Below are 26,015 nucleotides of genomic sequence, written 5' to 3' on the forward strand. Positions count from 1 at the left end.
TAGGGGCTTCGTTCGGGCGCTGCAACCGGCCCTGCCATTGCCTTGAGGTTTTTGAAACAGCTTTAAGCCAAAGCGAATGCCCGAAATGACGGGATGAAAGTTGCCTATCGGAAACTTTCCGCCTAAGTCACAGTGCATACAATGGCGCACAATCGCAGGAGAGCAGGAATATGACGGACAGACAGACCCTGAGCGGACTGCAGATCGATCCGGTATTGGCTGAGTTCATCGAGACGCAGGCGCTGCCGGGCACGGGCGTCTCTTCGCAGAAGTTCTGGGACGGCATGGCGCGGATGGTGGACGAACTGGGGCCGAAAAACCGTGAGCTGCTGGCCAAACGGGCCGAGATCCAAAGCCGCATCGATGGGTGGCACATGTCCCGAAAGGAGCAGAACACCGATGCCGCTGAATATGAGGCTTTCCTGAAAGAGATCGGGTATCTGGTCGAAGAAGGCGACGCGTTCCAGATTGAAACGGCCAATGTCGACCCCGAGATCGCCCAGACCCCGGGCCCGCAACTGGTTGTTCCGATTACCAATGCACGCTTTGCCCTGAACGCGGCCAACGCGCGCTGGGGCAGCCTGTATGATGCGCTGTACGGAACCGATGCAATGGGGGATCTGCCGGCAAGCGGTGGCTATGATGCGGCGCGCGGCGCACGGGTGATCGCATGGGCCAAGGCGTTTCTGGATGATGCCGTGCCTCTGGCGTCGGGATCATGGGCGGATGTCACCGAACTGGGCATCACCGACGGTGCGTTGACCCCTGCGCTGGGCGATCCCGCTCAATTTGCCGGGTTTGGCGGTTCGGCGGACACGCCCGACTTTGTGCTGTTGAAAAACAACGGCCTGCACATCCAGATCATGATCGACTCCACAAGCAACATAGGCGCGACCGATCCCGCAGGCATTGCAGATGTCCAGTTGGAATCCGCACTGTCCACCATCATGGATTGCGAAGACTCGGTTGCCTGTGTCGATGCCGCCGACAAGGTTGTGGCCTATGGCAACTGGTTGGGCCTCATGAAAGGCGACCTGACCGAAGAGGTCACCAAGGGCGGCACAACGTTCACTCGGAAACTGGCCGAGGACCTGAGCTTTACCACTCCGTCGGGTGATCAGGCCAGGCTGAAAGGCCGGTCCCTGATGCTGGTGCGCAACGTGGGTCACCTGATGACCAACCCGGCCGTGCTTGACGCAGAAGGGCGCGAGATCGGCGAAGGCTTGATGGATGCTCTGTGCACCACCCTGATCGCCATGCACGACCTGAAACAGGACGGGGGCAATTCTGTCGAGGGCTCTGTCTATGTGGTGAAGCCCAAGATGCACGGGCCCGAGGAAGTTGCGTTCTCGGTCGAGATATTCGACATGGTCGAAGACATTCTGGGCCTGCCGCGCAACACGGTGAAGCTGGGCATCATGGATGAGGAACGCCGCACCTCGGTCAACCTCAAAGAGTGCATTCGCGCCGCAAAATCACGCGTCGCCTTTATCAATACGGGTTTCCTGGACCGGACCGGCGACGAAATTCATACCTCGATGGAGGCCGGTCCGATGCTGCCCAAGGGCGACATCAAGAATACGCCATGGATTGCGGCCTATGAAGATCGCAATGTCGATATTGGTCTGGCCTGTGGCCTGAAGGGCAAGGCGCAGATCGGCAAGGGCATGTGGGCCATGCCGGATCGCATGGGCGATATGCTTGAGGCCAAGATCGGCCACCCCATGGCCGGAGCGACATGTGCCTGGGTGCCGTCGCCCACGGCCGCGACCCTGCACGCAACGCATTACCACAAGGTCGATGTGCTGGCCCGTCAGGACGAGCTGGCCGCAGGCGGCGCACGTGGTACGTTGAAGGATCTGTTGACCATCCCCTTGCTGGCTGGACGCAATCTGAGTGACGAGGAAATCACGCGTGAACTTGAAAACAATGCGCAGGGTATCCTCGGCTATGTCGTGCGTTGGGTCGATCAGGGCGTGGGCTGTTCCAAGGTGCCCGACATCAACGATGTCGGCCTGATGGAAGACCGCGCGACGTGTCGGATTTCGTCGCAGGCACTGGCCAACTGGCTGCATCACAGCATCGTGGATGAAGCTCAGGTCATGGCCGCACTGCAAAAGATGGCCGCCGTCGTGGATCGCCAGAATGAAGACGATCCGAATTACACACCGATGGCGCCGGGATTTGACGGTATCGCCTTTCAGGCCGCATACGATCTGGTGTTCAAGGGCCGGGTTCAGCCCTCGGGCTATACCGAGCCGGTCCTGCATGCGCGCCGTCTGGAATTGAAAGCCAGCCAAAGATAACACCGACAAAAGCCCACAGACCAATCGTTTGCGGGCTTCGTCGAACTTCAATCTGACGAGAGGACCTTCAGATGTCAGTTTCCCTACGCAAGGCCCGCACCATCATCCGCAAAACCCTGGAAAAGGGCCGAGAGATGGAGTTGAAGCCGCTCTCAGTCGTGGTTCTGGACGCCGGTGGGCATGTCATTGCGTTCGAGCGCGAGGATGGTGCAGCACCGGGCCGGTTCGGGATTGCACAGGGCAAGGCCTATGGGTCGGTCATGCTGGGAATGGCGGGCACCGCGCAGATGCAGCGCGCTGAAACACAGGCCTATTTCATGGCCTCTGTAAATGGCGTCTATGGTGGTCAGGTCGTGCCTGTTCCGGGTGGCGTGCTGTTGCGTGATCGCAAGGGGGCCGTGATCGGCGCCGTTGGGGTTACCGGAGACACATCAGACAATGATGCGCTGGCCGCAATGGCGGGGATCGAGGCAGCCGGCCTGATCGGCGAGATTTAACAAGAGCGTTGTATTTATACGTCTTTCCCGCTGAGTGGGGAAATTTTTTCCATCGCGCAGATGTTCGTTGGAAAATTTTTCCAATTAAGCGGGGCGGGCCAGAACGTACAGTGCGTCTTCGAACACGTCCCTGCGCTTTCATGCAGGGCGTGTATTCTTGCACGTTAAAACCGCTGCCGCTAGCTTCCTTGACAGGCACAACAACAGCAGGGAAAGCGGAATGTCTCGGCCTGTCGTCGGTATCATCGGCAACTCGTACCTCATGAACGATCAATACCCCACACATGCTGGGGGAACGATGAATTCGGATGCCGTGGCCAACGTGTCAGGATGTCTTCCGTTGTTGATACCCGCAGATCCGCGTTACGTGTCAGTCGATGAGTTGCTGGAGGTCTGTGACGGCTTTTTGCTGACCGGCGGTCGCCCGAACGTGCACCCGGAAGAATACGGGGAACCTGCAACCGATGCACATGGCGAATTCGACCGGGCACGAGACGCCATAACTCTGCCGTTGGTTCGGGCCTGCGTTGAAAGGGGGCAGCCGTTTTTGGGCATCTGCCGGGGGTTTCAGGAAGTCAACGTTGCCATGGGCGGAACGCTTTATCCCGAGATACGCGATCTGCCGGGGCGGATGAACCACCGGATGCCGCCCGATGGAACCCTGGAGGAAAAGTTTGCCCTGCGTCATGTGGTGACACTGGAAAACGGCGGCGTTTTCCACAAACTGTTCGGCGCAACCGAGGTCATGACCAACACCTTGCACGGTCAGGGCATCAAAACGATTGGGCAGCGCGTGGTCATTGATGGCCATGCACCGGACGGGACGCCCGAAGCGATCTACATCAAGGATGCGCCCGGCTTTACCCTGTCGGTTCAATGGCATCCGGAATGGGACGCGATCAATGACCCGGTCTCGCGCCCCCTGTTCGAAGCCTTCGGTGATGCGGTGCGTGGATGGGCCGCCGGAACGGTTCATCAGGCAGTTCAAAAATCTGCCTGAATGACACCGGCCCCGACGAGGGGGAAATCGGGCCGGTGCCGTGCGATCAGACCAGCAGGTTGAACTGATTGATCAGCGGAAGCGAACGGGCGCGCTTGCCCGTCAGGTCGAAAAGCGCATTGCCAAGTGCCGGCATCGAAGGCGGTGTTCCGGGCTCGCCCGCACCACCCATATGCTGATTGGTTTCCAGCACGCGCACCTCGACCTGCGGGGCTGTGTGCATCCGCATCGCGTCATAGTCGGGGAAGTTGAACTGCTCGACTTCGCCTTCCGCAAAGGTGATCTCACCGAAATACGCGGCAGACAGGCCGTACATCATGCCGCCGAACATCTGCGCCTTGACGTTTTCCGGGTCCAGCGCCAGCCCCATGTCGCAGGCAATCCAGGCCTTGCTGATGCGGATGGTGCCGTCTTCGTCGACCACTTCGATGACCTGGGCCACCGGAGTGCCGAAGCTGTATGTGAAAGCCACGCCCCGACCGACGCCTTCGGTCGTCTGACCCGTCCAGCCTGACATTTCCTTCACCGCTTCCAAACATCCCGCCGACGGCGCGTGTTCGTTCCTCATCAGCTCCAGCCGAAACTCCAGCGGATCACGGCCTGCGGCATGAGCCATCTCATCCATGAATGTTTCATGAAAAAAGCCGTTATGGCTGTTGCCGACCGAGCGCCAGAACCCCACGGGAACAGCCAAATCAGCAATGTGGCCGCTCATGCGGTAATTCGGTACCGCGTAGGGCTGGTTGAAGAAGCCCTCGACCAGCACTTTGTCGGGCCCTCCGCCGGGGAACCCGGTGTAGCGCTCGACCGCCTGTTGGGTCGGAGATTGGGCCGCGACCTTCCCGTCAATGAGCACGGCCTTGCCGTCCTGAACCGCGCCGCGCATCCGGGCGATGGCGCCGGGGCGGAAATAGTCGTGACGCATGTCCTCTTCGCGGCTCCAGGTCGTCTGAACCGGTGTGCCGGGCATGGCCATGGCAACCTTGGTTGCGATTTCGCCGAAATCCAGTTCGCCCCTGCGACCAAACCCGCCACCCAGATAGGTGGTGTGGATTTGGACGGCTTCGGTATCCAGTCCGGCAGTGTTGGCAACGCGGAACTGAATAAGTGTGGGGGCCTGGTTGCCGCACCAGAGCTCCAACGCATTTCCCGTGTAGAGCGCGGTGGCATTCATTGGCTCCATCGTTGCATGGGCCAGATAGGGCACGCGATACTCGGCGGTGATTTCAATGGCGTTTTCCGGGCTCGCGCTGACATCGCCGTCGTCGCGCATGGTCGAGTTCGGTGCGTCGTCAAACGCCTCGGCGATCCTGGCAAAGATGTCTTCGGTTTCCGGCGGATAGGGCGCGTCGCCCCAATCGACATCAATGGCCTCGACTGCCTGATTGGCCAACCATGTGTTGCTTGCGATCACGGCCACGCCTGTGCCCAGATCGACGACCTTCTCAACCCCGGGCATGGATCTTGCGGCGCTGTCGTCAAAGCCGTTCATCACGCCGCCCAGTTTGGGGTTCATTCGCACGCTGGCGAATTTCATGCCCGGAAGGCGGACATCGACGCCGAATTCAGCGGTGCCTGTCGCCTTGCCCACCATGTCGAGACGCGGTTGGCTTCGGCCCAGATAGCGCCATTCGGACGGGTCTCGCAACGGTACCTCAACGGGTTCCAGCCCGGCGGCATCCTCGGCAAGCATTGAATAGGCGATCTTGTCGCCGTTGGGGGCAATGACATGGCCTGACGCCGTTTTCAGATCCGAGGGGTCGACGCCCAACCGGTTTGCGGCAGCGCGTTTGAGTGTTTCACGGGCCGAAGCACCGGCTTGCCGCATCCGGTCGAACCCATCTTTCATCGAGGTCGAGCCACCCGTGACTTGCAGGCTAAGCGTCTTGCCCAGAACACCCAGTGCCTCGCCCAGATTGTGCTGGAAATTCGAGATATCGTATCCCTTGTTTGGCAACCCTTCGCCCACAAGGGCCGAATTGTAATAGGCCGCCGCAGCGGGGCCGTGCAGAACGGTGATCTGATCCAGATCGACATCCAGTTCCTCGGCGATCAGCGCGGCCCATGTGGTTCGGACGCCCTGACCCATTTCCGCGCGGGGCGCGAACAATGTGACACCGTTCTGGTCAATCAGCACAAACGGACTCAGTGCTGCCTCTCCTTCGCGGGGTTTCAAGGGGTTGGCCGCGGGGCGGGTCACGTAATAGGTGCCAAAGGCCACGCCGCCAACGATCGCGGCAGAGCCGATCAGGAACGTACGGCGGAGGATTTTTCCAACGGAAGCCATTGCTTACGCCTCCTTCAGCTTGGATGCCGCGTCATGGATTGCTGCGCGGATAAGGGGATAGGTGCCGCAACGGCACAGGTTGCCCTGCATCGCTTCGTCGATGTCTGCGTCAGAGGGGGCCGGGTTTTCCGCCAGCAATGCCGCCGCCTGCATGATCTGGCCCGACTGGCAGTATCCGCACTGCGCGACCTGATGTTCGACCCAGGCCTGTTGGATCGTGGCCAGCGCGTCCGGCGAGCCGAGCCCTTCGATCGTGGTCACGTCACCCCAGACATCCGAAAGCGCCACCTGGCACGAGCGCACGGCCTCGCCATCGATATGCACGGTGCAGGCCCCGCATGCGGCCACGCCGCAGCCGAACTTGGTGCCGGTCAGCCCGACCTCGTCCCGCAGAACCCAAAGAAGGGGGACGTCATCAGGCAGATCCACCTGATGTTGCTTGCCGTTGATCTTCAGGGTCGTCGCCATGGCGCACCTCGTGTTACTGTGGCTGGTTTCTGACATAATTGTGGGAAAGTGTCAGGATGTCAATTGACAAATTGAACAAAAAATGTCAGGGCTTCGAATATGAAAGACAATGGTGACGGCTCACGGCAACAGGCGATCCTGAACTCGGCGTTTCAGGCGTTTTCCACTTATGGATATAGAAAGACCTCGATGGACGACATCGCGCGCGGCGCGGGGATGTCCCGGCCGGCGGTGTATCTGCATTACAAGAACAAAGAGGCGATCGTCAGCAAGCTGACCGAGCTGTACTATGCCGAAAAGAGTGTTGCGGTGGCCGAAGCGCTGGCGACGCAGGGGTCGGTGCCCGAGGTTCTGACCCGCGCAATTCAGGCGCAGACCGAGGGGATGACAAAAATTCTGGCCTCGCCCCACGGGCTTGAAATCCTCGACAACACAAAATCGCTGTCTGGGGAAATCATCGCGGCGGGTGAGGCCAGGCTGGCCGCGCTCTATGCGGACTGGCTGACGCAACAGGAAAAGGCGGGCCGGGTTCGCCTGCTGGCTGACGCGGCAGAGACCGGTCGGACGATCACGGCCACGCTCAAAGGGCTGAAGCTGATTGGCGCCGGCGCCGAGGTCTATGAACAGCAGGTCGCACAGGTCGCGGCCCTTTTCGGCGCCGGACTCGAAGTCAGGTAACGCGCTGACGGATCCTGTATTCGGGCGTGTCCCACAGGCGATTCTGCATGATATCGGCCATAATCCCGACGGCGCGTTCGACATCGCCTTCGTCGATATACAAAGGTGTAAAGCCGAACCGCATTATGTCGGGTGCTCGAAAATCTCCGATCACGCCTCGGGCGATCAGGGCCTGCATGGCGGCATACCCTTCCTTGAAACGGAACGAGATCTGGCTGCCACGCTGCTGCGGATCACGGGGGCTGGCCAGTTGCAGATCCGGGCAGGTTGCCTCGACGCGTTCTATGAAAAGGTGGGTCAGTTCAATCGATTTGGCCCGGACGTCGGTCATGTCCGCCAGATCCCAGATATCCATCGCAGCCGACAAGGCCGTCATCTGGATGATGGGGGGCGTTCCCACCCGCATCCGTTCAATGCCGCTGCCGGGGCGGTAGTCGAGATCGAAGGCAAACGGCGCTTCGTGCCCCAGCCATCCGGACAGGGCGGGGCGTGCGTGTTCCGCCAACCTCGGCGCGACATAGATGAAGGCCGGCGCGCCGGGGCCGCCGTTGAGGTATTTGTAAGTGCACCCGACCGCGAAATCGGCGTTGCACCCTGAAAGGTCCACCGGGATGGCCCCCGCGGAATGGGCCAGATCCCAGACTGTTATCACGCCGTTGGCATGCGCCAGTTCGGTCAGTGCCTTCATGTCGTGCATCCGACCCGAGCGATAATCCACCTCGGTCAACATAAGAACAGCGACCTCTTCGGTGATTGCACCGGCCACGGCTTCGGGATCAACGACGCGCAACTCATACGCGTCCCCAAGCGAGCGCAGCAAGCCATCCGCCATATACAGGTCCGAAGGAAAGTTGCCGTTGTCCGACAGAACCACTTTGCGACCCGGATTCAGTTCAAGGGCCGAGGCCACCGCCTGATAGACCTTGATCGACAAGGTGTCTCCGGTCACCACACTGCCGGGCTCAGCTCCGATCAGGCGGCCAATCCGGTCACCAAGCGCGGTGGGCAGGGCCATCCAACCAGCCTTGTTCCATCCGGTGATCAGCATCTGGCCCCATTCATCCGTCAGCATCCGTTGCACTCGGGCACCGGCCGATTTCGGCAGGGGGCCCAGAGAATTGCCATCCAGATAGATGACGCCCTCTGGCAGGTCGAACATGGCTTTGGTTGCCGCAAAATCAGTCATGAAGGCTCGCTAACTCGTGTGAACGTCGGTGATTGCTATTGAGGTAGTCGATCCTCGATAATGAGTCCATGCGATGCGACATACTGGTCTTTTGCCATTTTGGCTCAAAAGCGGTAGGACATCGCGCAGAAGCGACATGTGCTTGATCTTGTCGTCATTCAATGAGGGCTTTGCATGCGCTGGATGGACGTTCCGCCGGTTTGGTTGATTGCTTTTGCGGCTCTTGCCTGGTTGCAGGCCAGGTATCTGAAGCTGGGCCTGTCGCTTGAGGGTGGTTTGACGGATCTTCTGAGCGGGGTGTTGATCGGAGGTGGAATCCTGATGGCTGTTCTGGCAGTGGTCGAATTCCGCCGTCACAAGACAACCGTCATCCCACATGAAACCCCGTCGTCGATGGTGCAGTCCGGCATTTACAAGCGCAGTCGCAATCCGATCTATGTGGGCGACGTTCTGATTCTTGGGGGTCTTATCCTTCGGTTTGATGCCGTGCTGTCCCTGGTTCTTTTGCCAGTCTTTGTCTGGGTGTTGGAGCGTCGGTTCATCCTGCCGGAAGAAGACCGCCTGCGTCGTACCTTTCGCGCTGATTACGCTCGCTACGAACGCAAGACACGGCGCTGGATCTAGTGTGGATTCTGCAATGACATCACGTCAAAAATGCTGCGCTTGCGAAATAATGTTGCGCAGGATACATCTTTGCTTAACAAAGAATACCGATCACCCGCTCAGAACGAGTAAGAATTAGGGGGACTGCCAGTGAAGATAGGCACGCCAAAGGAAATACTGGACGGCGAGAACCGGGTCGCGATGACACCGGACTCGGCCGTGCAACTGCAAAAACTGGGCTATGAGTGCCTGATCGAAAAAGGCGCAGGTGCTGCCGCCGGTTTTTCGGACGCGGCGTATGAGGCCGTGGGCGTTGAAGTTGTCAAGACCGCAGCATCGCTGTGGAAGGCCGCAGATATCATCGCCAAGGTTCGAATCCCGACCGAGACGGAACTGAAGCGTCTGACCAAGGGCAAGACGCTGATTTCCTTCTTCAACCCTGCCGGAAACGAAGAAGGAATGGACCTTGCCAAGTCCAAGGGCGCAAACGTGATCGCCATGGAAATGGTGCCGCGTATTTCTCGCGCGCAGAAGATGGACGCATTGTCGTCGATGGCCAACATTGCCGGCTACCGCGCCGTTATCGAGGCGGGCAACAACTTTGGTCGTTTCTTCACCGGTCAGGTGACTGCGGCTGGCAAGGTGCCGCCTGCGAAGGTTCTGATCGTCGGGGCCGGTGTTGCCGGGCTTGCCGCGATCGGTACATCGACCTCGCTGGGTGCAATCACCTACGCGTTCGACGTGCGCCCCGAGGTGGCCGAGCAGGTCGAATCGATGGGGGCCGAGTTCGTCTATCTGGACTTCGAAGAAGAACAGCAGGATGGTGCGGCCACCGGCGGGTATGCTTCCGTCCAGTCAGAAGAGTTCCGCAATGCGCAGCTGGCCAAGTTTCGAGAGCTGGCCCCGGAAATAGATATCGTCATCACCACGGCACTGATCCCCAACCGTCCGGCGCCAAAGCTGTGGCTGGAAGACATGGTCAAGGCCATGAAGCCGGGCTCGGTCATCGTTGACCTTGCGGCCGAACGCGGCGGGAACGTCGAAGGTACCGTGCCGGACGAAAAGGTGGTGACCGACAATGGCGTGACCATCATCGGCTATACCGACTTCCCCAGCCGGATGGCGGCGCAGTCTTCGTCTTTGTACGCGACCAATATCCGTCACATGATGACCGATCTGACGCCTGAAAAGGACGGCCAGATCAATCACGATATGGAAGATGACGTGATCCGCGGTGCGACCGTGACCTATGAGGGTGAGATCACCTTCCCGCCGCCACCACCCAAGGTGCAGGCAATCGCGGCGCAGAAAAAGCCCGAGGTCAAGGAACTGACCCCGGAAGAAAAGAAGGCGCAGGAAATTGCGGCCTTCAAGGCGCAGACCAAGCAGCAGTTCACCCTGCTGGGTGTTGGTGGCGTGCTGATGCTGCTGGTGGGGCTGATCGCTCCGGCCAGTTTCATGCAGCACTTCATCGTCTTCGTGCTGGCCATCTTTGTGGGCTTCCAGGTGATCTGGAACGTCGCACACAGCCTGCACACTCCGCTGATGGCGATCACCAACGCGATCTCGTCGATCATCATCGTCGGGGCCCTGATGCAGATCGGATCGGGGTCGTTCCTGGTCATTCTGTTGGCGGCACTGTCCGTCTTCATGGCCGGGATCAACATCTTCGGCGGTTTCCTCGTAACCCGGCGCATGCTCGCCATGTTCCAGAAATCTTAAGGAGGCCGGGCACATGGATTATGGCTTCACCACTGCCGCCTATGTTGTTGCGGCTGTCCTTTTCATCCTTTCGCTCGGCGGTTTGTCGAACCAGGAAAGCGCCAAGCGCGCGGTCTGGTATGGCATCGTCGGTATGGCGCTGGCGGTTTTCGCCACGCTGGTTGGCCCGGGCTCGGGTCTGTGGCTTCTGTCGCTGCTGCTGATCGCGGGCGGTGGTTTCATCGGCCAGTATGTTGCGCAGCGCGTGCAGATGACCGAGATGCCGCAGCTTGTTGCGGCGATGCACTCGCTGGTCGGTCTTGCGGCCGTGTTCGTCGGCTTCAACGCGCATTTCGAGATCGGCAACGTGGCGCAGGTCATGGCCATTGTGGACAGTGCCAGCCAGGCGGATCTGTCCGATCTGGGGTCTTTTGCCAAGTTGATTGCCAAGAAAACCCCGGCCGAGCTGGCAATCCTGCACGTGGAACTGTTCCTGGGCATCTTCATTGGTGCGATCACCTTTACCGGGTCGGTCGTCGCCTATGGCAAGCTGGCGGGCAAGGTGACCTCGGCAGCGACAAAGCTGCCCGGTGGCCATGCGCTGAACGCGGCGGCGGCGGGTCTCTCGCTGATCTGCCTGATCTGGTACACATCGACAGGGGGTCTGTTCCCGCTGATCCTAATGACGCTGGCAGCGTTGTTCATCGGCTATCATCTGATCATGGGCATCGGTGGTGCCGACATGCCGGTGGTTGTGTCGATGCTGAACAGCTATTCGGGTTGGGCGGCTGCGGCGATCGGTTTCTCGCTGGGCAACGACCTACTGATCGTGGTGGGTGCGCTGGTGGGCTCGTCTGGTGCGATCCTGTCCTACATCATGTGCAAGGCGATGAACCGCCACTTTGTCAGCGTGATACTTGGCGGTTTTGGCGGCCCGCAGGGCGAACAGATGGCCGTTGAAGGCGAACAGATCGCAATCGAGGCCGATGGCGTTGCTGCAGCCTTGAACGACGCTGACAGCGTGATCATCATTCCGGGCTATGGCATGGCTGTGGCACAGGCGCAGCAATCGGTTTCCGAACTGGTGCGCAAGCTGCGGGCCAAGGGCAAGAACGTTCGTTTCGCAATCCACCCTGTGGCGGGTCGCTTGCCGGGCCACATGAACGTTTTGCTGGCCGAAGCGAAGGTGCCGTATGATATCGTTCTGGAAATGGACGAGATCAACGACGACTTTCCGGACACGGATGTGGCAATCGTCATCGGCTCGAACGACATCGTGAACCCTGCGGCACAGGAAGATCCCAACAGTCCCATCGCCGGCATGCCGGTTCTGGAATGCTGGAAAGCCAAGCAGGTCTTTGTCTCGAAACGTGGTCAGGGCACCGGGTATTCTGGCATCGAAAACCCGCTGTTCTTCAAAGAGAACACCCGCATGTTCTACGGCGACGCCAAGGAGTCGCTGGACAAGTTGCTGCCGATGATCGATTGATCGTCGCGTTTGATCCGATTGCAAAGGGCGCCTTTGGGCGCCCTTTTCTTTTTTGAGTTTGTATGGGGGCGTTGCCCCCAAACCCCCAGGATATTTCCAGCCAGATGAAGCAGGCGGAGTGTGGTAGTCTGGGGTGGCGGCACAGATGGCAGGAGGTCGAGGATGGAGAAAGTGAATGGTATTGGCGGAGTGTTCTTTCGCGCCCGCGACCCTAAAGCGCTGAGCGCCTGGTATGAGAAGCACCTGGGCGTCAATCATTATGACCCCGTGCCTTGGAAGCAGCGTGAAGGCTATACGGTCTTTGCGCCATTCGCGGAGGACACCGCGTATTTCGGGCGGGCCGATCAGCAGTGGATGATCAATTTTCGTGTCGATGATCTGGGCGCGCTGACGGCGCAGCTTGAGCAGGCTGGAATCACGGTGGAAACCAATCCTGACTGGGACAGCGAAGTTGGAAAATTTGCCCGCATCCATGATCCTGAAGGCAACCCCATCGAGCTGTGGCAGCCAAATCAATGAGATAGCAGGGTTGTATACCGTTGTACCCCTGTAAGTACGTGAAATAAAAAGAGAATTGATGTGTCAATTATGTGCCGTATAGTGCGCGTGACGATGCGGAGCCTCACATGACACCGATAGATGACCATCCCCTTCGCTATGCGCTAGCCAATGAACTGCATGCTCGACCGTTTCCGGTCGCGTCAATGCCCTGTACGGTGGTCTTTCTTGCGATCAAAAAGCCTGAGGCCGCCGTGGCGCGCGATCGACGTGAGGATTTGGCTCATTTGATCGACCTGCTGGATCGCCACGGTGCGCAGCACCCTCGGCCGGACGCCACGCATTACGCGGGCCAGATTGGACGCCACTGGTTGAAGTGGGAGCAGCATACCGAATTCGTGACTTATACGGCGATCGCGCAGAATGTGAGTGAACGCGCCTTTGACCCGGCTGACTTTGAGGTCTTTCCGCCCGATTGGTTGATGGCCAGTCCGGGTCAAAGGGTTACGTCGGTTCTGGTGCGCGTGGTTGAACGCGAAAGTGACGACGTGGTGAAATCGAAACTGCTGGATTGGTTCGAGCCGGAAAGCCTGGCCGTGTCCAGGGTGTTGGACGATGCAGCGGTTTGTGCCAGTGATTTTCGGATCGATCCGGCAGGTCACATGCGCTTTGCCTTGTTCGTGGCCGAGGGCACCGGACGGCGTCGGACGGGACGGATTATTCAGCGTCTTTGCGAAATTGAAACGTATAAGGCGATGTCGATGCTGGGTTTTGCGCGCGTCAAGCAGCTGATGCCGCGTATCGGAGAGCTGGATGGGCAACTCACCCGATTGATGGGGCAGATGACAGGCAACTCGGCGCAGCCTGACGCGCTGTTGCAGGATTTGCTGGCAACGTCGATCGAGCTCGAAACATTGTCGGCACGGTGTTCTTTCCGGTTCGGAGCCACCGGGGCGTATGAGGCCATCGTCAACCAGCGGATCGAAGTGTTGCGAGAAGAACGTTTCGAGGGTGGTCAGAATTTCGCCGATTTTATGATGCGCCGATATGACCCTGCAATTCGCACCGTGAAATCCACGGAACGCCGCCTTGAGGCCTTGTCGGACCGGGCGATCCGCGCGGGTGAGTTGCTGCGGACAAGAGTGGATGTGGAAAGAAGTGCGCAAAATCAGGCGTTGCTGGAAAGCATGGACCGTCGGGCTGATCTGGCGCTGCGCTTGCAACATACGGTCGAGGGGCTTTCCGTGGTTGCCATCAGCTATTACGCGGTTTCGCTGGTCAGCTATCTTTTGTATCCGCTGACGGCCTCTGGCATCAGCAAGGGCATGCTGACGGCGGCGGTTACGATCCCGGTTGTCGCCGCGGTGTGGTACTCGGTGCGACGCATTCGCAAACGGCTCGGTTGAGCAGCAATTGCCAAGTTTTTTCTGACCTGTAGAACGGTGGCATTGGGTAAGCTGAGCGAGGGCATGGGATGGCAAGCATAGTTGCAGCATGGCGCGCTGTCGCCGCCATGTTCATTCTGAATGGTGCCCTGTTCGGAATCTGGGCGTCGCGCATTCCCGCCTTACGCGACCGCTTGGAACTGTCCCATGATGCGCTCGGGTTCGGCCTGTTGTTCATGGCTGCAGGGGCTGTCTGCTCTTTCCCGATAACCGGGCGGCTTACGGATCGTTTCGGCGCTGTTGCAATCACCCGGATCATTGCGATTCTGTATACGGGGTCGCTGATCTTGCTGGCCATGGCGGATGGGCTTTGGGGGCTGGCAGTGTTCCTGTTTGTCTTTGGCGCCTTCCACGGGTCGATGGATGTTGCGATGAATGCATGGGCCGCCGAGGTAGAGCAGGCATATGACAAACCCGTTATGTCCTCGTTCCATGCAATGTGGAGCCTTGGTGCAGGTCTTGGCGCGCTCAGCGGTTATGCCGCGGTTCAGATGGGGCTGACGGTTCTTGTGCACTTCCTGTTGGCGGGTGGCGTGGTTGTTGGCCTTGCGCTTGCGTCATCCTGGGTAAGCTGGACCTCGCGCCAATCCCAAGAGCCTCAGAGTACGGTCTTCGCCTTGCCATCCGGCGCGTTGATACTGGTTGGCATAGCCGCCTTGTGCGGAGCGTTGGGCGAAGGGGCCGTGGCAGACTGGAGCGCGATATATCTGCGTGACATTACGGGGGCGTCGGAAAGCGTCGCTGCCTTGGGCTATGCGGTGTTTTCAGTAACCATGGTGGCGTTTCGACTTGCAGGCGCGCTTGTTATTATCCGGTTCGGTCCAGTCGTTTCCGCCCGGTTCGGCGGTATTTGCGCGGCGTTTGGTGTTTTTACGGTGGTTTCAACAGCAACGATCCTGCCCGTGCTGGCCGGCTTTGCCTTGATGGGAACTGGTTATGCCGTGATTATGCCGCTGGCATTCAGCCGGGCGGCCAGCGATCCGAACGTGCCGCCGGGGCAAGCGATCGCAAGTGTTGCGACATTGGGGTATGGGGGGCTGTTGATCGGTCCGCCTTTGATCGGCTTTTTGGCGGAAGTGTTCGGCCTGCGTCTGGCCTTCGCCGTGCTGCTGCCATTGGCCGTTCTGATCGTGCTGTTGGCCGGCGCGATGAAACGCGCCGGCTGAGAATGTTCAACGACCGCGGATCCGCGGATCCAGCGCATCGCGCAGACCGTCACCCAGATAGTTGACGCTCAGGACGGTCAGCGAGATTGCCAGACCAGGCCAGAACACACGCTCGGGGTATTGCTGTAGGTAATCGACTCCGTCGAACAGCAGGCGGCCCCATGTCGGGAAGTCGGGCGGAAAGCCCAGACCCAGGAAGGAAAGCGCGCTTTCGGTAATGATCGCCGTGGCAATCCCCAGCGTCGCGGACACCATGATCGGTGAAAGCACGTTGGGCAGAATGTGCCGCGTGATGATCTGACTGTTACTGGTGCCGATGGAGCGTGCCGCCAGAACGAATTCGCGTTCCTTGATGGCCAGCACATCACCGCGCACGATCCGTGCGGTCGGCATCCATGAGGTGATGCCGATGGCGCAGACGATCAGGATGAAGATCCCACGCTCCAACCCGAACGCGGCCGACAGGGGCTCGCGGAACAGCAGCATCATGACCAGCAGCAAGGGCAGCAGGGGCAGGGCCAGAAACAGGTCTGTCAGACGCATGAGCGGACCATCCAGCCGTTTGAAGAACCCGGCCAGAACGCCGATGAACGATCCCAGGAACAGTGCCAGCAGCATCGCGGTGATGCCCACCGATACCGAGGTTTGACCGCCCGACATCATGCGCGCCAGAATATCCCGGCCCAACTGGTCGGTGCCGAAGGGATGCGCCCAGCTTGGCCCCTGATTGCGGGCCCGGATATCGATCTGCGTTGGATCGATGCTCCAGAGATAGGGGCCCAGATAGACGCCCGCCACGATCAGGATGAACAGCACCGCACCCACCATGGCGCCCTTGTGCGTCTTGAACTGATCCCAGACGTCGCGCCATTGGCTGCGCGGCGGGGTCGTGAGTTCCTCCATCACATCAGCGGTTGGCAGCGCGGTGGATGCCGGGGCCAGACCTTCGTCGGGGATCAGCGTGTCTGATTTGTCGTGATCAGTCATAGCGAATCCTCGGGTCCAGAATGCCATACAGGACGTCGGCGATCAGGTTGAACAACACGATCAGCACGGCAAAGATGAAGGTCAGGGTTTGCACCATTGGCAGGTCATTGGCCTGAATGGCGCCAATCAGCAACTGGCCGATGCCATTCACCTTGAATACCTGCTCGGTGATGATGGCGCCGCCGAAGATGGCCGGAATGCCCAGTGCAATGACCGTGACCACAGGGATCATCGAGTTCCGCAGGACGTGGACCATGACGACCGTGTATTCGCTGAGCCCCTTGGCGCGGGCGGTGCGAACGTAATCCTGGTTGAGATTGTCCAGCATCGAGGCGCGCATGAAACGGCTGAGCTGTGCCGTGATCTGCAACGCCAGCACCATGACCGGCATGATCATCTGCTTCAGCTGCACGACGAAGCTGTCCCAGCTGTTGACCACATGGGTCGTGTCATAGATCGAAGGGAACCAGCCCAACTGGACCGAGAAGATCACGATCACCAGAACGCCCGAGAAAAACGGAGGGACCGAGAAGCCGACCATCGACACGAAGGTGCCCATCTGGTCGAACCAGGAATACTGGCGATAGGCCGAATAGATGCCGATGGGCAGCGCGATCAGGATGGCGACAACATAGGCGGTGCCGACAACCCACAGGGTCTGCGGGATACGCTGAACGACGATGTCCATGACGGGCGAGCGGGTCTGCCAGGATATTACACGCAGGTCGCCTGCGGAAAAACTGGTGCCGAAGATGTGGTCTATCAGAACCTGCGGTTCGATCCAGAAGAATTGCACGATCCACTTCCAGAACCGGATATGCATCGGCTGGCCAAGGCCAAGCGCCTCGCGCATCTTTTCCTTGACTTCGGGGGGAACGGTGAGCGGAACCTGCGCCATCGGATCGCCGGGTGCGAGTTCGAGGAGCAGGAAGATGACGAGGCTGATGAACAGCAGCGTTGGAACGGCCAGCACCAGTCGTCTGATTGTGAAATTAAGCATTAAGAGGCGCCTTTATATGCGTCTTCTTGTTGGGGTGGGTTGCAAATGACCGCGCCCCGATAACGATCGGGGCGCGGTTTTGCAAGGTCAGTGCTTAGGAACCGGTCTTGCGGTACCAGTCCGCAATGTTCCACAGCTCGCTGTCCCAAACGTTCAGGACAACGCCACCCAGGGTGTTTGCATGCGCCGACAGGCGACCACGGTGAACCAGCGGGATCATACCACCATTCTGAACCATGATGTCATTCAGCTGCTTGGCGATTTCCGCACGCGCTTCCAGACCAGCGGTTTCGGCCAATTGAGCGTGCAGCTTGTCGAACTCTTCGTTGCAGAAGCGGCTGATGTTTTCGCCCTGCCACTGCGAGTCAGGACGCGGAGCTTTGTCGCACAGGCCGTTGCCCAGATAGGACTGCGGGTCGGTGCCGTTGAAGGTGTTGGCGTACATTTCAACGTCGGCATAGAACTTCTGGAACGTGTCGGGCGAGCCCGGGTCACCACCGAAGAAGACCGATGCGTTGATGTTGCGCAGTTCGGTTTCGATGCCGATCTGGCTCCACCATTCCTTGATCAGCGCCTGGAAGTCCTGACGGACGGCGTTGGTCGAGGTCTGATAGACGATCTTCAGCGGAACGCCATCCTTCTCGCGGACGCCGTCGCCATCGGTGTCGACGATGCCGGCATCATCCAGCAGTTTCTTGGCGCCTTCGATATCCTGGGTGTCACAGGTCATCGAGGTCGAGTTGAACGCAGCAGGGGCCGGAACCCAGTTGCAGGTCACTTTACCAGCCTGACCATAGCCGATTTCCACCAGCAGCGGACGGTCGATGGCCATCGACATGGCTTTGTAAACGGCCGGGTCCTTCAGGAATGGGTGCGGATGCTTGGCCGTCGAACGCTCGCCTTCAGGCAGCTCAGGCGACGGGTTGGTCTGGTTCAGCATGATGCGCTCGACCAGCGGGCCGAAGCCTGCAACCGGCGTACCTTTGCCACCTTCCTGCATCTGAGCGATCACTTCCGGAGCCAGTTGCAGGTTCCAGGCATAATCAAACTCACCAGTTTCCATGACAGCACGACCAGCAGCTGTCGCGTCACCGCCGCCTTTGAAGGTCACGGTCGCAAAGGCAGGTTTTGCCGGATCACGATAGTTGTCGTTGGCCTTGAAGGTGATCACGTCGTTCGGCTTGAACTCGGTGACGACAAAGGGGCCGGTGCCGATCGGGTTGAAGTTCTGCTCGGTGCATTCGGGGGCTTTGGCGCCCATGCAGTTTTCGAACTGGGCCTTTTGTAGGATCGGGCTTTCACCGCCGACGAACGGGCCATAGGGGAAGGGGGTCGGTGCGTCGAAAGTGACCTTGACGGTCAGGTCATCAACAGCTTCGACCGAGGTGACGCCTTCGAACTTGGTGACCTGTGCGCAGCCACCTTCCGGGTGCATGCAGTAATCAGCGGTGAACTTCACGTCAGCAGCGGTGAACGGAGAGCCGTCAGACCACGTGATTCCCGGCGCGATTTTCCATGTGATCGACGTCAGGTCTTCGCTGACACCGCCATTTTCCACGGTCGGGATTTCAGACGCCAGAAATGGCACCATGTTGCCGTCCTGGTCGTAGCGTGCAAGTGGCTCGATCACCAGCGAGGCTGATTCCACGTCTTTCGTACCGCCGGACAGGAACGGGTTCAGGATCGACGGAGCCTGCCAATAGATGATGCTGACATTGCCGTCCGAACCGCGCTCGGCAAAGGCCATCGGGGCCATTGCCGTGCTTGCGATCGCACCAAGCAAAAGGGTTTTGATTTTCATAAGTCACTCCCGAATTGGACACGTTCGTGTCTCGATTATCTCCGCAAGGCCTGCGGGTTTGGCGTTGCCGCTTCGGGGTAAGATTTTGATCATTCACGATAATAGCGCTAACGGATTCCGTCGGCGCTGCTTCCCCAAGGCGGTTACGTTGGGTATCGAAACAGAACTTGAGAAAAATGCAAGTGGTGCCGTCGCGAAAATGTGTAATGGGTTTGACTTTTCCCGGTGGCCCGCCGTAGCGTTCGGCACTCAGAACAAGAATTACCTCGTCAAGGGAGCGCGCACGTGCTGGATCAGCCTATTGCTCAAATCAAAAAACTGCGGGTGGAGTTTCAGACAAAGGACGGTCCCGTTGTTGGTGTTGAGGACGTCTCGTTCGAGGTCAAACCAGGCGAAACCGTTTGTATCGTTGGCGAATCGGGCTCGGGGAAGTCGGTTTCATCTTTGTCTTTGATGCGTCTGGTCGAGTTTGGTGGCGGCGAAATCGCGGGCGGCGAACTGCTGTTTGATCGCCGCGATGGCGAAAAAATGAACCTGGCCAAGGCCGATCAGGATCTGATGAAACAGATTCGCGGCAACGAGATCGGGATGATCTTTCAAGAGCCGATGACCGCGCTGAACCCCGTTTTCACCGTGGGCCGGCAGTTAACCGAAGGTCTGCGCATCCACAAGGACATGACGAAGGCGCAGGCCGAGCAACGGGCGCTGGAACTGCTGCGTCAGGTCCGTATCCCAGAGCCCGAGCGCCGTCTGAAACAATACCCTCACGAGTTGTCGGGCGGGATGCGCCAACGTGTTGTCATTGCGATGGCGATGGCCTGTGAGCCGCGCCTGTTGATCGCCGACGAACCCACCACGGCGCTGGATGTGACCATTCAGGCCGAGATCCTGGCCTTGATGGACCGCCTCAAGCGGGAAACCGGAACTGCGGTGATGTTCATCACCCACGACATGGCCGTGGTTGCCCAGATGGCTGACCGCGTGGTGGTGATGTTCCGCGGCAACAAGGTCGAAGAAGGCACGGTCAAGGAAATCTTTGAAAACCCGCAGCACGACTATACCAAGGCGCTTCTGGCCGCGGTGCCGAAACTGGGCGAGATGCAGGGTAAATCTGCGCCGGAGCCGATGAAGCTACTGGGGGTCGAAGGGCAGAAAATTGCACCAATTCCGGGTACGGAAGAGGTTCTGCTGACCGTCAAGAACCTGACAACACGGTTCCCGGTCAAAGGCGGGCTTTTGCGGCGCACGATTTCGAACGTTCATGCGGTCGAGGATGTCTCGTTCACTCTGAACAAAGGTCAGACGCTCAGTCTTGTAGGGGAATCCGGGTGCGGCAAGTCTTCGGCTGGGCGCTCGATCCTGCGGCTGGTTGAGCCTTTGGCGGGCGAGATTGATCTGGACGGTGTCGATATCATGAAGCTTGATCCATCTGGTTTGCGCAAGGCGCGGCTGGACATGCAGATGATTTTCCAGGACCCGTTCGCGTCGCTGAACCCGCAGATGCAGCTGGTCGACCAAGTGGCCGAGCCGATGCGCAATTATGGTGTGGCATCGGGATCCGAACTTCAGGATCGCGTGGCACAATTGTTCGACAAGGTGCAATTGCCGCGCAGCTTCATGCGTCGCTTCCCGCATGAAATGTCGGGCGGTCAGCGTCAGCGGATTGCAATTGCCCGCGCTTTGGCCCTGAACCCCAAGCTGATCATTGCGGATGAGGCGGTCTCGGCCCTTGACGTGTCGGTGCAGGCGCAGGTTCTGAACCTGATGATGGAATTGCAGTCCGAGCTGGGCCTGTCATACCTGTTCATCAGCCACGACATGGCCGTTGTCGAACGCGTCAGCCACTATGTCGGGGTCATGTATCTGGGGCGCATTGTCGAACTCGGGCCCCGGGCGCGGGTGTTCGAGAACCCGCAACATCCCTATACGCAGGCGCTGATGAAGGCGGTTCCGATCGCAGACCCGAACAAGCGGAAATCGGAAAAGGATCTGAATTTCAAACCGATCCCTTCTCCTATTCATCCCACCAATTACACGCCGGAACCTTCGCAATATCAAGAGGTTGAGGCAGGGCACTTCATTCTGACCACAGACAGCGGGTATTGACCCAAATGGCGAAACGCCTGACTCCGCTTGAGATCATGACACAGCTGATCTCATTTCCGACCGTAAGCCGTGATTCCAATCTGCCGCTGGTGGATTGGGTTCAGGACTACTTGCAAGGCCACGGAATCGAAAGCCACCGCTGGCCAGATCCGGACCAACCGCACAAGGCCGCGATCTTTGCGCATGTTGGTCCATTGGAAGAAGGTGCGGTGGTTCTGTCCGGTCACACGGATGTCGTGCCGGTGGACGGTCAGCCGTGGGACACTGATCCTTTCACGGTGACCGAGAAAGACGGCAAGTACTTCGGTCGCGGCACCTGCGACATGAAGGGGTTTGACGCCCTGGCCATCTGGGCTCTGGTCGAAGCACACTATGCCAATATCAGCCGGCCGCTTCAGCTGGCGCTCAGCTTTGACGAAGAGGTCGGATGCACCGGTGCGCCGCCGATGATTGAAGCAATGCAACAGGTTCTGCCCAAGGGATCGGCAGTGATAGTGGGTGAGCCGTCGATGATGCAGGCGGTGACGGGGCATAAGGGCGGGTTCGGCATTGATACACATATCGTCGGGTTCGAAGTGCACAGCTCGATCATGCACACTGGCGTGAACGCGATCATGGCGGCGGCGCCTTTGATTGATTGGGCAAATCACCGAAATGCCGAAAGCATGGCTGCTGAGCCGAGCGAAATCGCAGCCGTATTTGACCCGCCGTGGACAACCTGTCATGTCGGCATGATTGAAGGCGGGACAGCCCATAACATCACCGCCAAAGACTGCACTTTCATGATGGATTTCCGCACGGTGCCGGACGAAACGCAGGCTGAATGGCGCGATGCCTATATCGAACAGGTCCGCCAGGTCGAAGCTCGGATGCAGGCCGTTCACCCCGATACGCGCATCGAACTGTCTGAACATTTCGCGATCCCGGGGCTGGTGCCCGAACAGGACGGAGAAGCCGAAGCTTTGGTGCGCGCCCTGACCGGGGACAACGCAAGTCACGTCGTCAGCTATGGGACCGAGGCAGGGCAGTTTCAGGCGGCCGGGTATTCAGCCGTGATTTGCGGCCCCGGCGATATCGCGCAGGCTCATCAGCCGAACGAGTTCATATCGATCGCGCAATTCGAAGCTGGGCATGGGTTCATGCAACGATTGGTTGAAAGGCTGAGCGCGGCGTAACATTCAACGTGGCCTCAGTGGTTCAGGGGAGGGTCTTGAGATGCCAGTCAAAAACAGACTTGCAGAGATGCATGGTGATATTACCAAGTGGCGCCGCCACCTGCACGCACATCCTGAACTGATGTATGACGTGCATGAAACGGCTGCTTTCGTTGTCGAGCGTCTCAAGAAATTTGGTGTGGATGAGATCACGCCGGGAATTGGCCGGACGGGTGTCGTGGCTGTGATCCGGGGACGGCAGGATACGACCGGGCGCGTGATCGGATTGCGCGCTGACATGGACGCATTGCCGATCGAAGAAGCGACGGGGTTGGACTATGCCTCGACCGTATCGGGCAAGATGCACGCCTGCGGGCATGACGGGCATACCTCGATGCTGCTTGGGGCCGCCCAGTATCTGGCTGAAACCCGAAACTTCGATGGCACCGTTGTTCTGATTTTTCAGCCCGCCGAAGAAGGTGGCGCAGGCGGTCTGGCCATGTGTCAGGACGGCCTGATGGACCGCTGGGGCATTGATGAGGTCTATGGCATGCACAATATGCCGGGGTTGCCGGTGGGCGAATTCGCGATCCGACCCGGCGCATTGCTGGCTTCATCTGATGAATTCGAAATCACGATCACCGGCAAGGGCGGACACGCGGCTGCACCGCATGACGCGGTAGACACCACGCTGGTGGCCTCGCATATCGTCGTGTCGTTGCAATCCGTCGTGGCGCGCACCGTCGATCCGATCAAACGCGTGGTGCTGACGGTGGGTACGTTTGAAACGGACAGTGTCGCGTCGAACGTGATCGCGCATACCGTCCGCTTGCAGGGGACCGTCCGGACGCTCGACCCCGAATACCGCGCCATTGCAGAAGAGCGCGTTCGCAGGATCGCCGAGGATACGGCCTCGGCCTTCGGCGCAAAGGCAGATGTCGTCTGGTCGCCCGGCTATCCTGTGACTGTGAATTCCGAGGCTGAGACGGTATACGCTGCCGAGGCGGCCGAGGCCGTGGCGGGCAAGGTCAATGACAGCACTGATCCGATCATGCCGTCGGAAGATTTCGCCTACATGCTTGAAGAACGGCCCGGAGCTTACATCTTTATCGGGAACGGGGACACGGCCATGTGCCATCACCCGGAATACAATTTTGACGACAATGCGATTCCCGCCGGTTGCAGTTGGTTTGCCGAGATCGTGGAACGACGATTGCCCGTGGCTTAATTTGAGGGAGAGTGACATGCCGATCAAAAACCGCCTTGCAGAGATGCACGAAGAGATCACAGGCTGGCGGCGTGACATTCACCAACATCCGGAAATTCTGTACGACACGCATCGCACCAGCGCGCTGGTGGCGGAAAAGCTGAAGGAATTCGGCTGTGATGAGGTCGTTACAGGCATCGGTCGCACCGGCGTGGTCGGGGTCATTCGGGGAAAGAGCGACACGCAGGGCCGGGTGATTGGCCTGCGCGCCGACATGGATGCGCTGCCGATGCAGGAACAGACCGGGCTGGACTATGCCTCGAAGACATCAGGCGCGATGCATGCCTGCGGGCATGACGGGCATACCGCCATGGTTTTGGGGGCGGCAAAGTACCTCTCTGAGACGCGCAATTTCGATGGCACTGCAATCGTGATCTTTCAGCCTGCCGAAGAGGGCGGGAATGGCGCCGAGGCCATGTGCAAGGACGGTCTGATGGACCGGTTCGGCATTCAGGAAGTCTATGCGATGCACAACGTACCGGGCCTGCCGACCGGGCAGTTCGCGATCCGTTCGGGCCCTTTGCTGGCCGCAGCGGACGAGTTTGATATCCATCTTGAAGGGCGCGGCGGTCACGCTGCAAAACCCCATGAAACGGTCGATACGACGGTGATGCTGTCACAACTGATCGTGGCGTTGCAGACGATCGTGTCGCGCAATGCCGATCCGATCCTGCAAGCCGTGCTTTCGGTGACGTCTGTCGAGACGTCATCGAAAGCGTTCAACGTGATCCCGCAATCGGCGCAGATACGCGGCACGGTCCGAACCCATTCCAACCAGATGCGAGATCTGATCGAACAGCGCCTCGAAGAGGTCGCCGAAGGGATTGCAGCAACATTCGGTGGTTCCGTGAACGTCAATTACTCGCGCGGCGTTCCGGTGACGATCAATGCCGAAACTCAGACGGGATACGCGGCAGAAGCCGCAGTCTCGGTCGGGGGCAGCTGCATCGAGGCGCCGATGGTGATGGGGGGCGAGGATTTCTCGTTCATGCTGGAGGAACGGCCCGGAGCTTTCATCGTTCTGGGCAACGGAGACAGCGCCGGGTTGCACCACCCTGAATACGATTTCAACGACGAGATCATCCCGATCGGATGTTCGTGGTTCGCAGAAATGGTCGAGCGCCGAATGCCGGCGGCTTGAACTGAATTAGGAGAGAACAGACATGCCAGTCAAAAACCGCTTTGCCGAATTGCAGAATGAAATCACGGAATGGAGAAGGGATCTGCACGAAAATCCAGAGATCCTGTTTGAGACCCACCGCACCAGCGCGAAGGTGGCCGAGAAGCTGAAGGAGTTCGGCTGCGATGAGGTGGTGACCGGTATCGGACGTACCGGTGTCGTGGGGGTGATCAAAGGCAAGTCGGACAGCAAGGGAAAGGTGATCGGCCTGCGCGCAGATATGGATGCGCTGCCGATCCATGAGGCGACGGGGTTGGACTATGCCTCGAAAACGCCGGGCGCAATGCATGCCTGCGGCCACGATGGCCACACGGCGATGCTGCTTGGTGCGGCGAAGTACCTGTCTGAAACCCGCAATTTCGATGGCACGGTTGTTGTGATCTTCCAGCCTGCCGAAGAGGGCGGCGGCGGTGGTCGTGAAATGTGTGAAGATGGCATGATGGACCGCTGGAATATTCAGGAAGTCTACGGCATGCACAATTGGCCGGGTCAACCTGTGGGCAAGTTCGCCATCCGCCCCGGTTCTTTCTTTGCCGCAACCGATCAGTTCGACATCACTTTTGAAGGGCGCGGCGGTCATGCTGCCAAGCCGCATGAAACAGTAGATACCACGGTACTGGCCGCGCAGGCGGTGTTGGCGCTTCAGACGATTTCCTCGCGCAATGCCGATCCGATCGATCAGGTCGTGGTGTCGGTGACGTCGTTCGAGACCTCGTCGAAAGCGTTCAACGTGATCCCGCAGACTGTTCAGATCAAGGGTACCGTGCGCACCATGAGCAAGGATATGCGGGATCTGGCCGAAAAGCGGATCAATGAGATCTGCAATGGTGTGGCGGCAACGTTCGGAGGCACCGCCGATGTGACCTACATCCGTGGGTATCCGGTGATGGTGAACAGTGAAGAGCAGACTGAGTTTGCCGCAGCTGTTGCCCGGTCGGTATCCGGCGATTGCGACGATGCGCCTTTGGTCATGGGCGGCGAGGATTTTGCCTTTATGCTGGAGGAGCGCCCTGGCGCCTATATTCTCGTGGGTAACGGCGATACGGCCATGGTTCACCACCCGGAATACAACTTCAACGATGAGGCGATTCCCGCCGGGTGCAGCTGGTGGGCAGAGATCGTCGAGCAGCGGATGCCGGCGGCCTGATGGGGCGGGTGGGGGCTCTGCCCCCACACCCCCGGGATATTTTTGGCCA

General features: G+C 59.2%; 21 protein-coding genes. 15 read left to right on the plus strand and 6 right to left on the minus strand.

Going from position 1 to position 26,015, the window contains the following annotated elements:
* Positions 1-170 precede the first annotated feature (170 nt).
* The 3 genes from GS611_RS01095 (at position 171) to GS611_RS01105 (ending at position 3,803) form a co-directional block, all read left to right on the plus strand.
* Positions 171-2,306 (plus strand): malate synthase G, encoded by a 2,136-nt coding sequence (locus tag GS611_RS01095; RefSeq protein WP_171631055.1) that lies wholly within the window; start codon positions 171-173, stop codon positions 2,304-2,306.
* Between the two features lie 71 nt (positions 2,307-2,377).
* The gene (locus GS611_RS01100; protein ID WP_152458631.1) at positions 2,378-2,803 is read left to right on the plus strand and encodes a heme-binding protein; all 426 of its coding nucleotides are present in this window, start codon (positions 2,378-2,380) and stop codon (positions 2,801-2,803) included.
* Positions 2,804-3,023: 220 nt separating this feature from the next.
* Positions 3,024-3,803: a gamma-glutamyl-gamma-aminobutyrate hydrolase family protein gene (locus tag GS611_RS01105; RefSeq protein WP_171631058.1), complete on the plus strand. Its 780-nt coding sequence runs from the start codon at positions 3,024-3,026 to the stop codon at positions 3,801-3,803.
* A 46-nt stretch (positions 3,804-3,849) separates the two neighbouring features.
* Here GS611_RS01105 and GS611_RS01110 read toward each other — a convergent pair whose 3' ends face one another.
* Together GS611_RS01110 and GS611_RS01115 are read right to left on the minus strand one after the other, a co-directional pair.
* Positions 3,850-6,090 carry a xanthine dehydrogenase family protein molybdopterin-binding subunit gene (locus GS611_RS01110; RefSeq protein ID WP_171631060.1) on the minus strand — a complete coding sequence of 747 codons (2,241 nt, stop codon included), beginning with the start codon at positions 6,088-6,090 and terminating at the stop codon, positions 3,850-3,852.
* A gap of 3 nt (positions 6,091-6,093) precedes the next feature.
* Complete coding sequence (locus GS611_RS01115; protein WP_171631062.1) at positions 6,094-6,558, minus strand: (2Fe-2S)-binding protein; 465 nt, start codon at positions 6,556-6,558, stop codon at positions 6,094-6,096.
* 99 nt (positions 6,559-6,657) lie between these two features.
* Between GS611_RS01115 and GS611_RS01120 the strand changes: the two genes are divergently transcribed.
* Positions 6,658-7,236: a TetR/AcrR family transcriptional regulator gene (locus GS611_RS01120; RefSeq protein ID WP_171631064.1), complete on the plus strand. Its 579-nt coding sequence runs from the start codon at positions 6,658-6,660 to the stop codon at positions 7,234-7,236.
* Here GS611_RS01120 and kynU read toward each other — a convergent pair.
* Complete coding sequence (gene kynU, locus GS611_RS01125; RefSeq protein WP_171631066.1) at positions 7,229-8,422, minus strand: kynureninase; 1,194 nt, start codon at positions 8,420-8,422, stop codon at positions 7,229-7,231. The genes GS611_RS01120 and kynU overlap by 8 nt on opposite strands.
* A gap of 174 nt (positions 8,423-8,596) precedes the next feature.
* Between kynU and GS611_RS01130 the strand changes: the two genes are divergently transcribed.
* The 6 genes from GS611_RS01130 to GS611_RS01155 all read left to right on the plus strand — a co-directional run bounded on the left by GS611_RS01130 (position 8,597) and on the right by GS611_RS01155 (position 15,324).
* Complete coding sequence (locus tag GS611_RS01130; RefSeq protein WP_171631068.1) at positions 8,597-9,046, plus strand: isoprenylcysteine carboxylmethyltransferase family protein; 450 nt, start codon at positions 8,597-8,599, stop codon at positions 9,044-9,046.
* Positions 9,047-9,175: 129 nt separating this feature from the next.
* Positions 9,176-10,747: a Re/Si-specific NAD(P)(+) transhydrogenase subunit alpha gene (locus GS611_RS01135; RefSeq protein ID WP_171631071.1), complete on the plus strand. Its 1,572-nt coding sequence runs from the start codon at positions 9,176-9,178 to the stop codon at positions 10,745-10,747.
* A 13-nt stretch (positions 10,748-10,760) separates the two neighbouring features.
* A complete protein-coding gene (locus GS611_RS01140) occupies positions 10,761-12,215 on the plus strand; it encodes an NAD(P)(+) transhydrogenase (Re/Si-specific) subunit beta (RefSeq protein ID WP_171631073.1) in 1,455 nt (484 codons plus the stop codon).
* Between the two features lie 162 nt (positions 12,216-12,377).
* Positions 12,378-12,734 (plus strand): VOC family protein, encoded by a 357-nt coding sequence (locus tag GS611_RS01145; RefSeq protein WP_171631075.1) that lies wholly within the window; start codon positions 12,378-12,380, stop codon positions 12,732-12,734.
* Positions 12,735-12,841: 107 nt separating this feature from the next.
* Positions 12,842-14,119: a DUF3422 family protein gene (locus GS611_RS01150; protein ID WP_171631078.1), complete on the plus strand. Its 1,278-nt coding sequence runs from the start codon at positions 12,842-12,844 to the stop codon at positions 14,117-14,119.
* Between the two features lie 68 nt (positions 14,120-14,187).
* Positions 14,188-15,324 (plus strand): MFS transporter, encoded by a 1,137-nt coding sequence (locus GS611_RS01155; protein ID WP_171631080.1) that lies wholly within the window; start codon positions 14,188-14,190, stop codon positions 15,322-15,324.
* A gap of 6 nt (positions 15,325-15,330) precedes the next feature.
* Here the strand turns inward: GS611_RS01155 and GS611_RS01160 are convergent, their stop codons facing one another.
* From GS611_RS01160 to GS611_RS01170, 3 genes are all read right to left on the minus strand, one after another.
* Positions 15,331-16,311 (minus strand): ABC transporter permease, encoded by a 981-nt coding sequence (locus tag GS611_RS01160; protein ID WP_171631083.1) that lies wholly within the window; start codon positions 16,309-16,311, stop codon positions 15,331-15,333.
* Positions 16,304-17,311: an ABC transporter permease gene (locus tag GS611_RS01165; RefSeq protein WP_171114986.1), complete on the minus strand. Its 1,008-nt coding sequence runs from the start codon at positions 17,309-17,311 to the stop codon at positions 16,304-16,306. Before GS611_RS01165 ends, GS611_RS01160 begins: the two co-directional genes overlap by 8 nt.
* Positions 17,312-17,405: 94 nt before the next feature.
* Positions 17,406-19,112, minus strand: coding sequence for a peptide ABC transporter substrate-binding protein (locus GS611_RS01170; RefSeq protein WP_171631085.1), 1,707 nt, complete (start codon positions 19,110-19,112; stop codon positions 17,406-17,408).
* A 285-nt stretch (positions 19,113-19,397) separates the two neighbouring features.
* On the opposite strand from GS611_RS01170, the gene GS611_RS01175 reads away from it, so the two are divergent.
* Genes GS611_RS01175 through GS611_RS01195 form a run of 5 tightly spaced genes read left to right on the plus strand, consistent with a single transcriptional unit; the run spans position 19,398 to position 25,966 of the window.
* Entirely contained in the window at positions 19,398-21,218 is a 1,821-nt protein-coding gene (locus GS611_RS01175) for an ABC transporter ATP-binding protein (RefSeq protein ID WP_171631087.1), read from the plus strand.
* Between the two features lie 5 nt (positions 21,219-21,223).
* The gene (argE, locus tag GS611_RS01180) at positions 21,224-22,393 is read left to right on the plus strand and encodes an acetylornithine deacetylase (RefSeq protein ID WP_171631089.1); all 1,170 of its coding nucleotides are present in this window, start codon (positions 21,224-21,226) and stop codon (positions 22,391-22,393) included.
* Positions 22,394-22,433: 40 nt separating this feature from the next.
* Positions 22,434-23,600 carry a M20 aminoacylase family protein gene (locus tag GS611_RS01185; protein WP_171631091.1) on the plus strand — a complete coding sequence of 389 codons (1,167 nt, stop codon included), beginning with the start codon at positions 22,434-22,436 and terminating at the stop codon, positions 23,598-23,600.
* Positions 23,601-23,616: 16 nt separating this feature from the next.
* The gene (locus tag GS611_RS01190; RefSeq protein WP_171631093.1) at positions 23,617-24,780 is read left to right on the plus strand and encodes a M20 aminoacylase family protein; all 1,164 of its coding nucleotides are present in this window, start codon (positions 23,617-23,619) and stop codon (positions 24,778-24,780) included.
* Between the two features lie 22 nt (positions 24,781-24,802).
* Positions 24,803-25,966, plus strand: coding sequence for a M20 aminoacylase family protein (locus GS611_RS01195; RefSeq protein ID WP_171631096.1), 1,164 nt, complete (start codon positions 24,803-24,805; stop codon positions 25,964-25,966).
* Positions 25,967-26,015: the final 49 nt, after the last annotated feature.

The organism is Ruegeria sp. HKCCD6119 (assembly GCF_013110585.1).
Classification (GTDB): domain Bacteria; phylum Pseudomonadota; class Alphaproteobacteria; order Rhodobacterales; family Rhodobacteraceae; genus Ruegeria.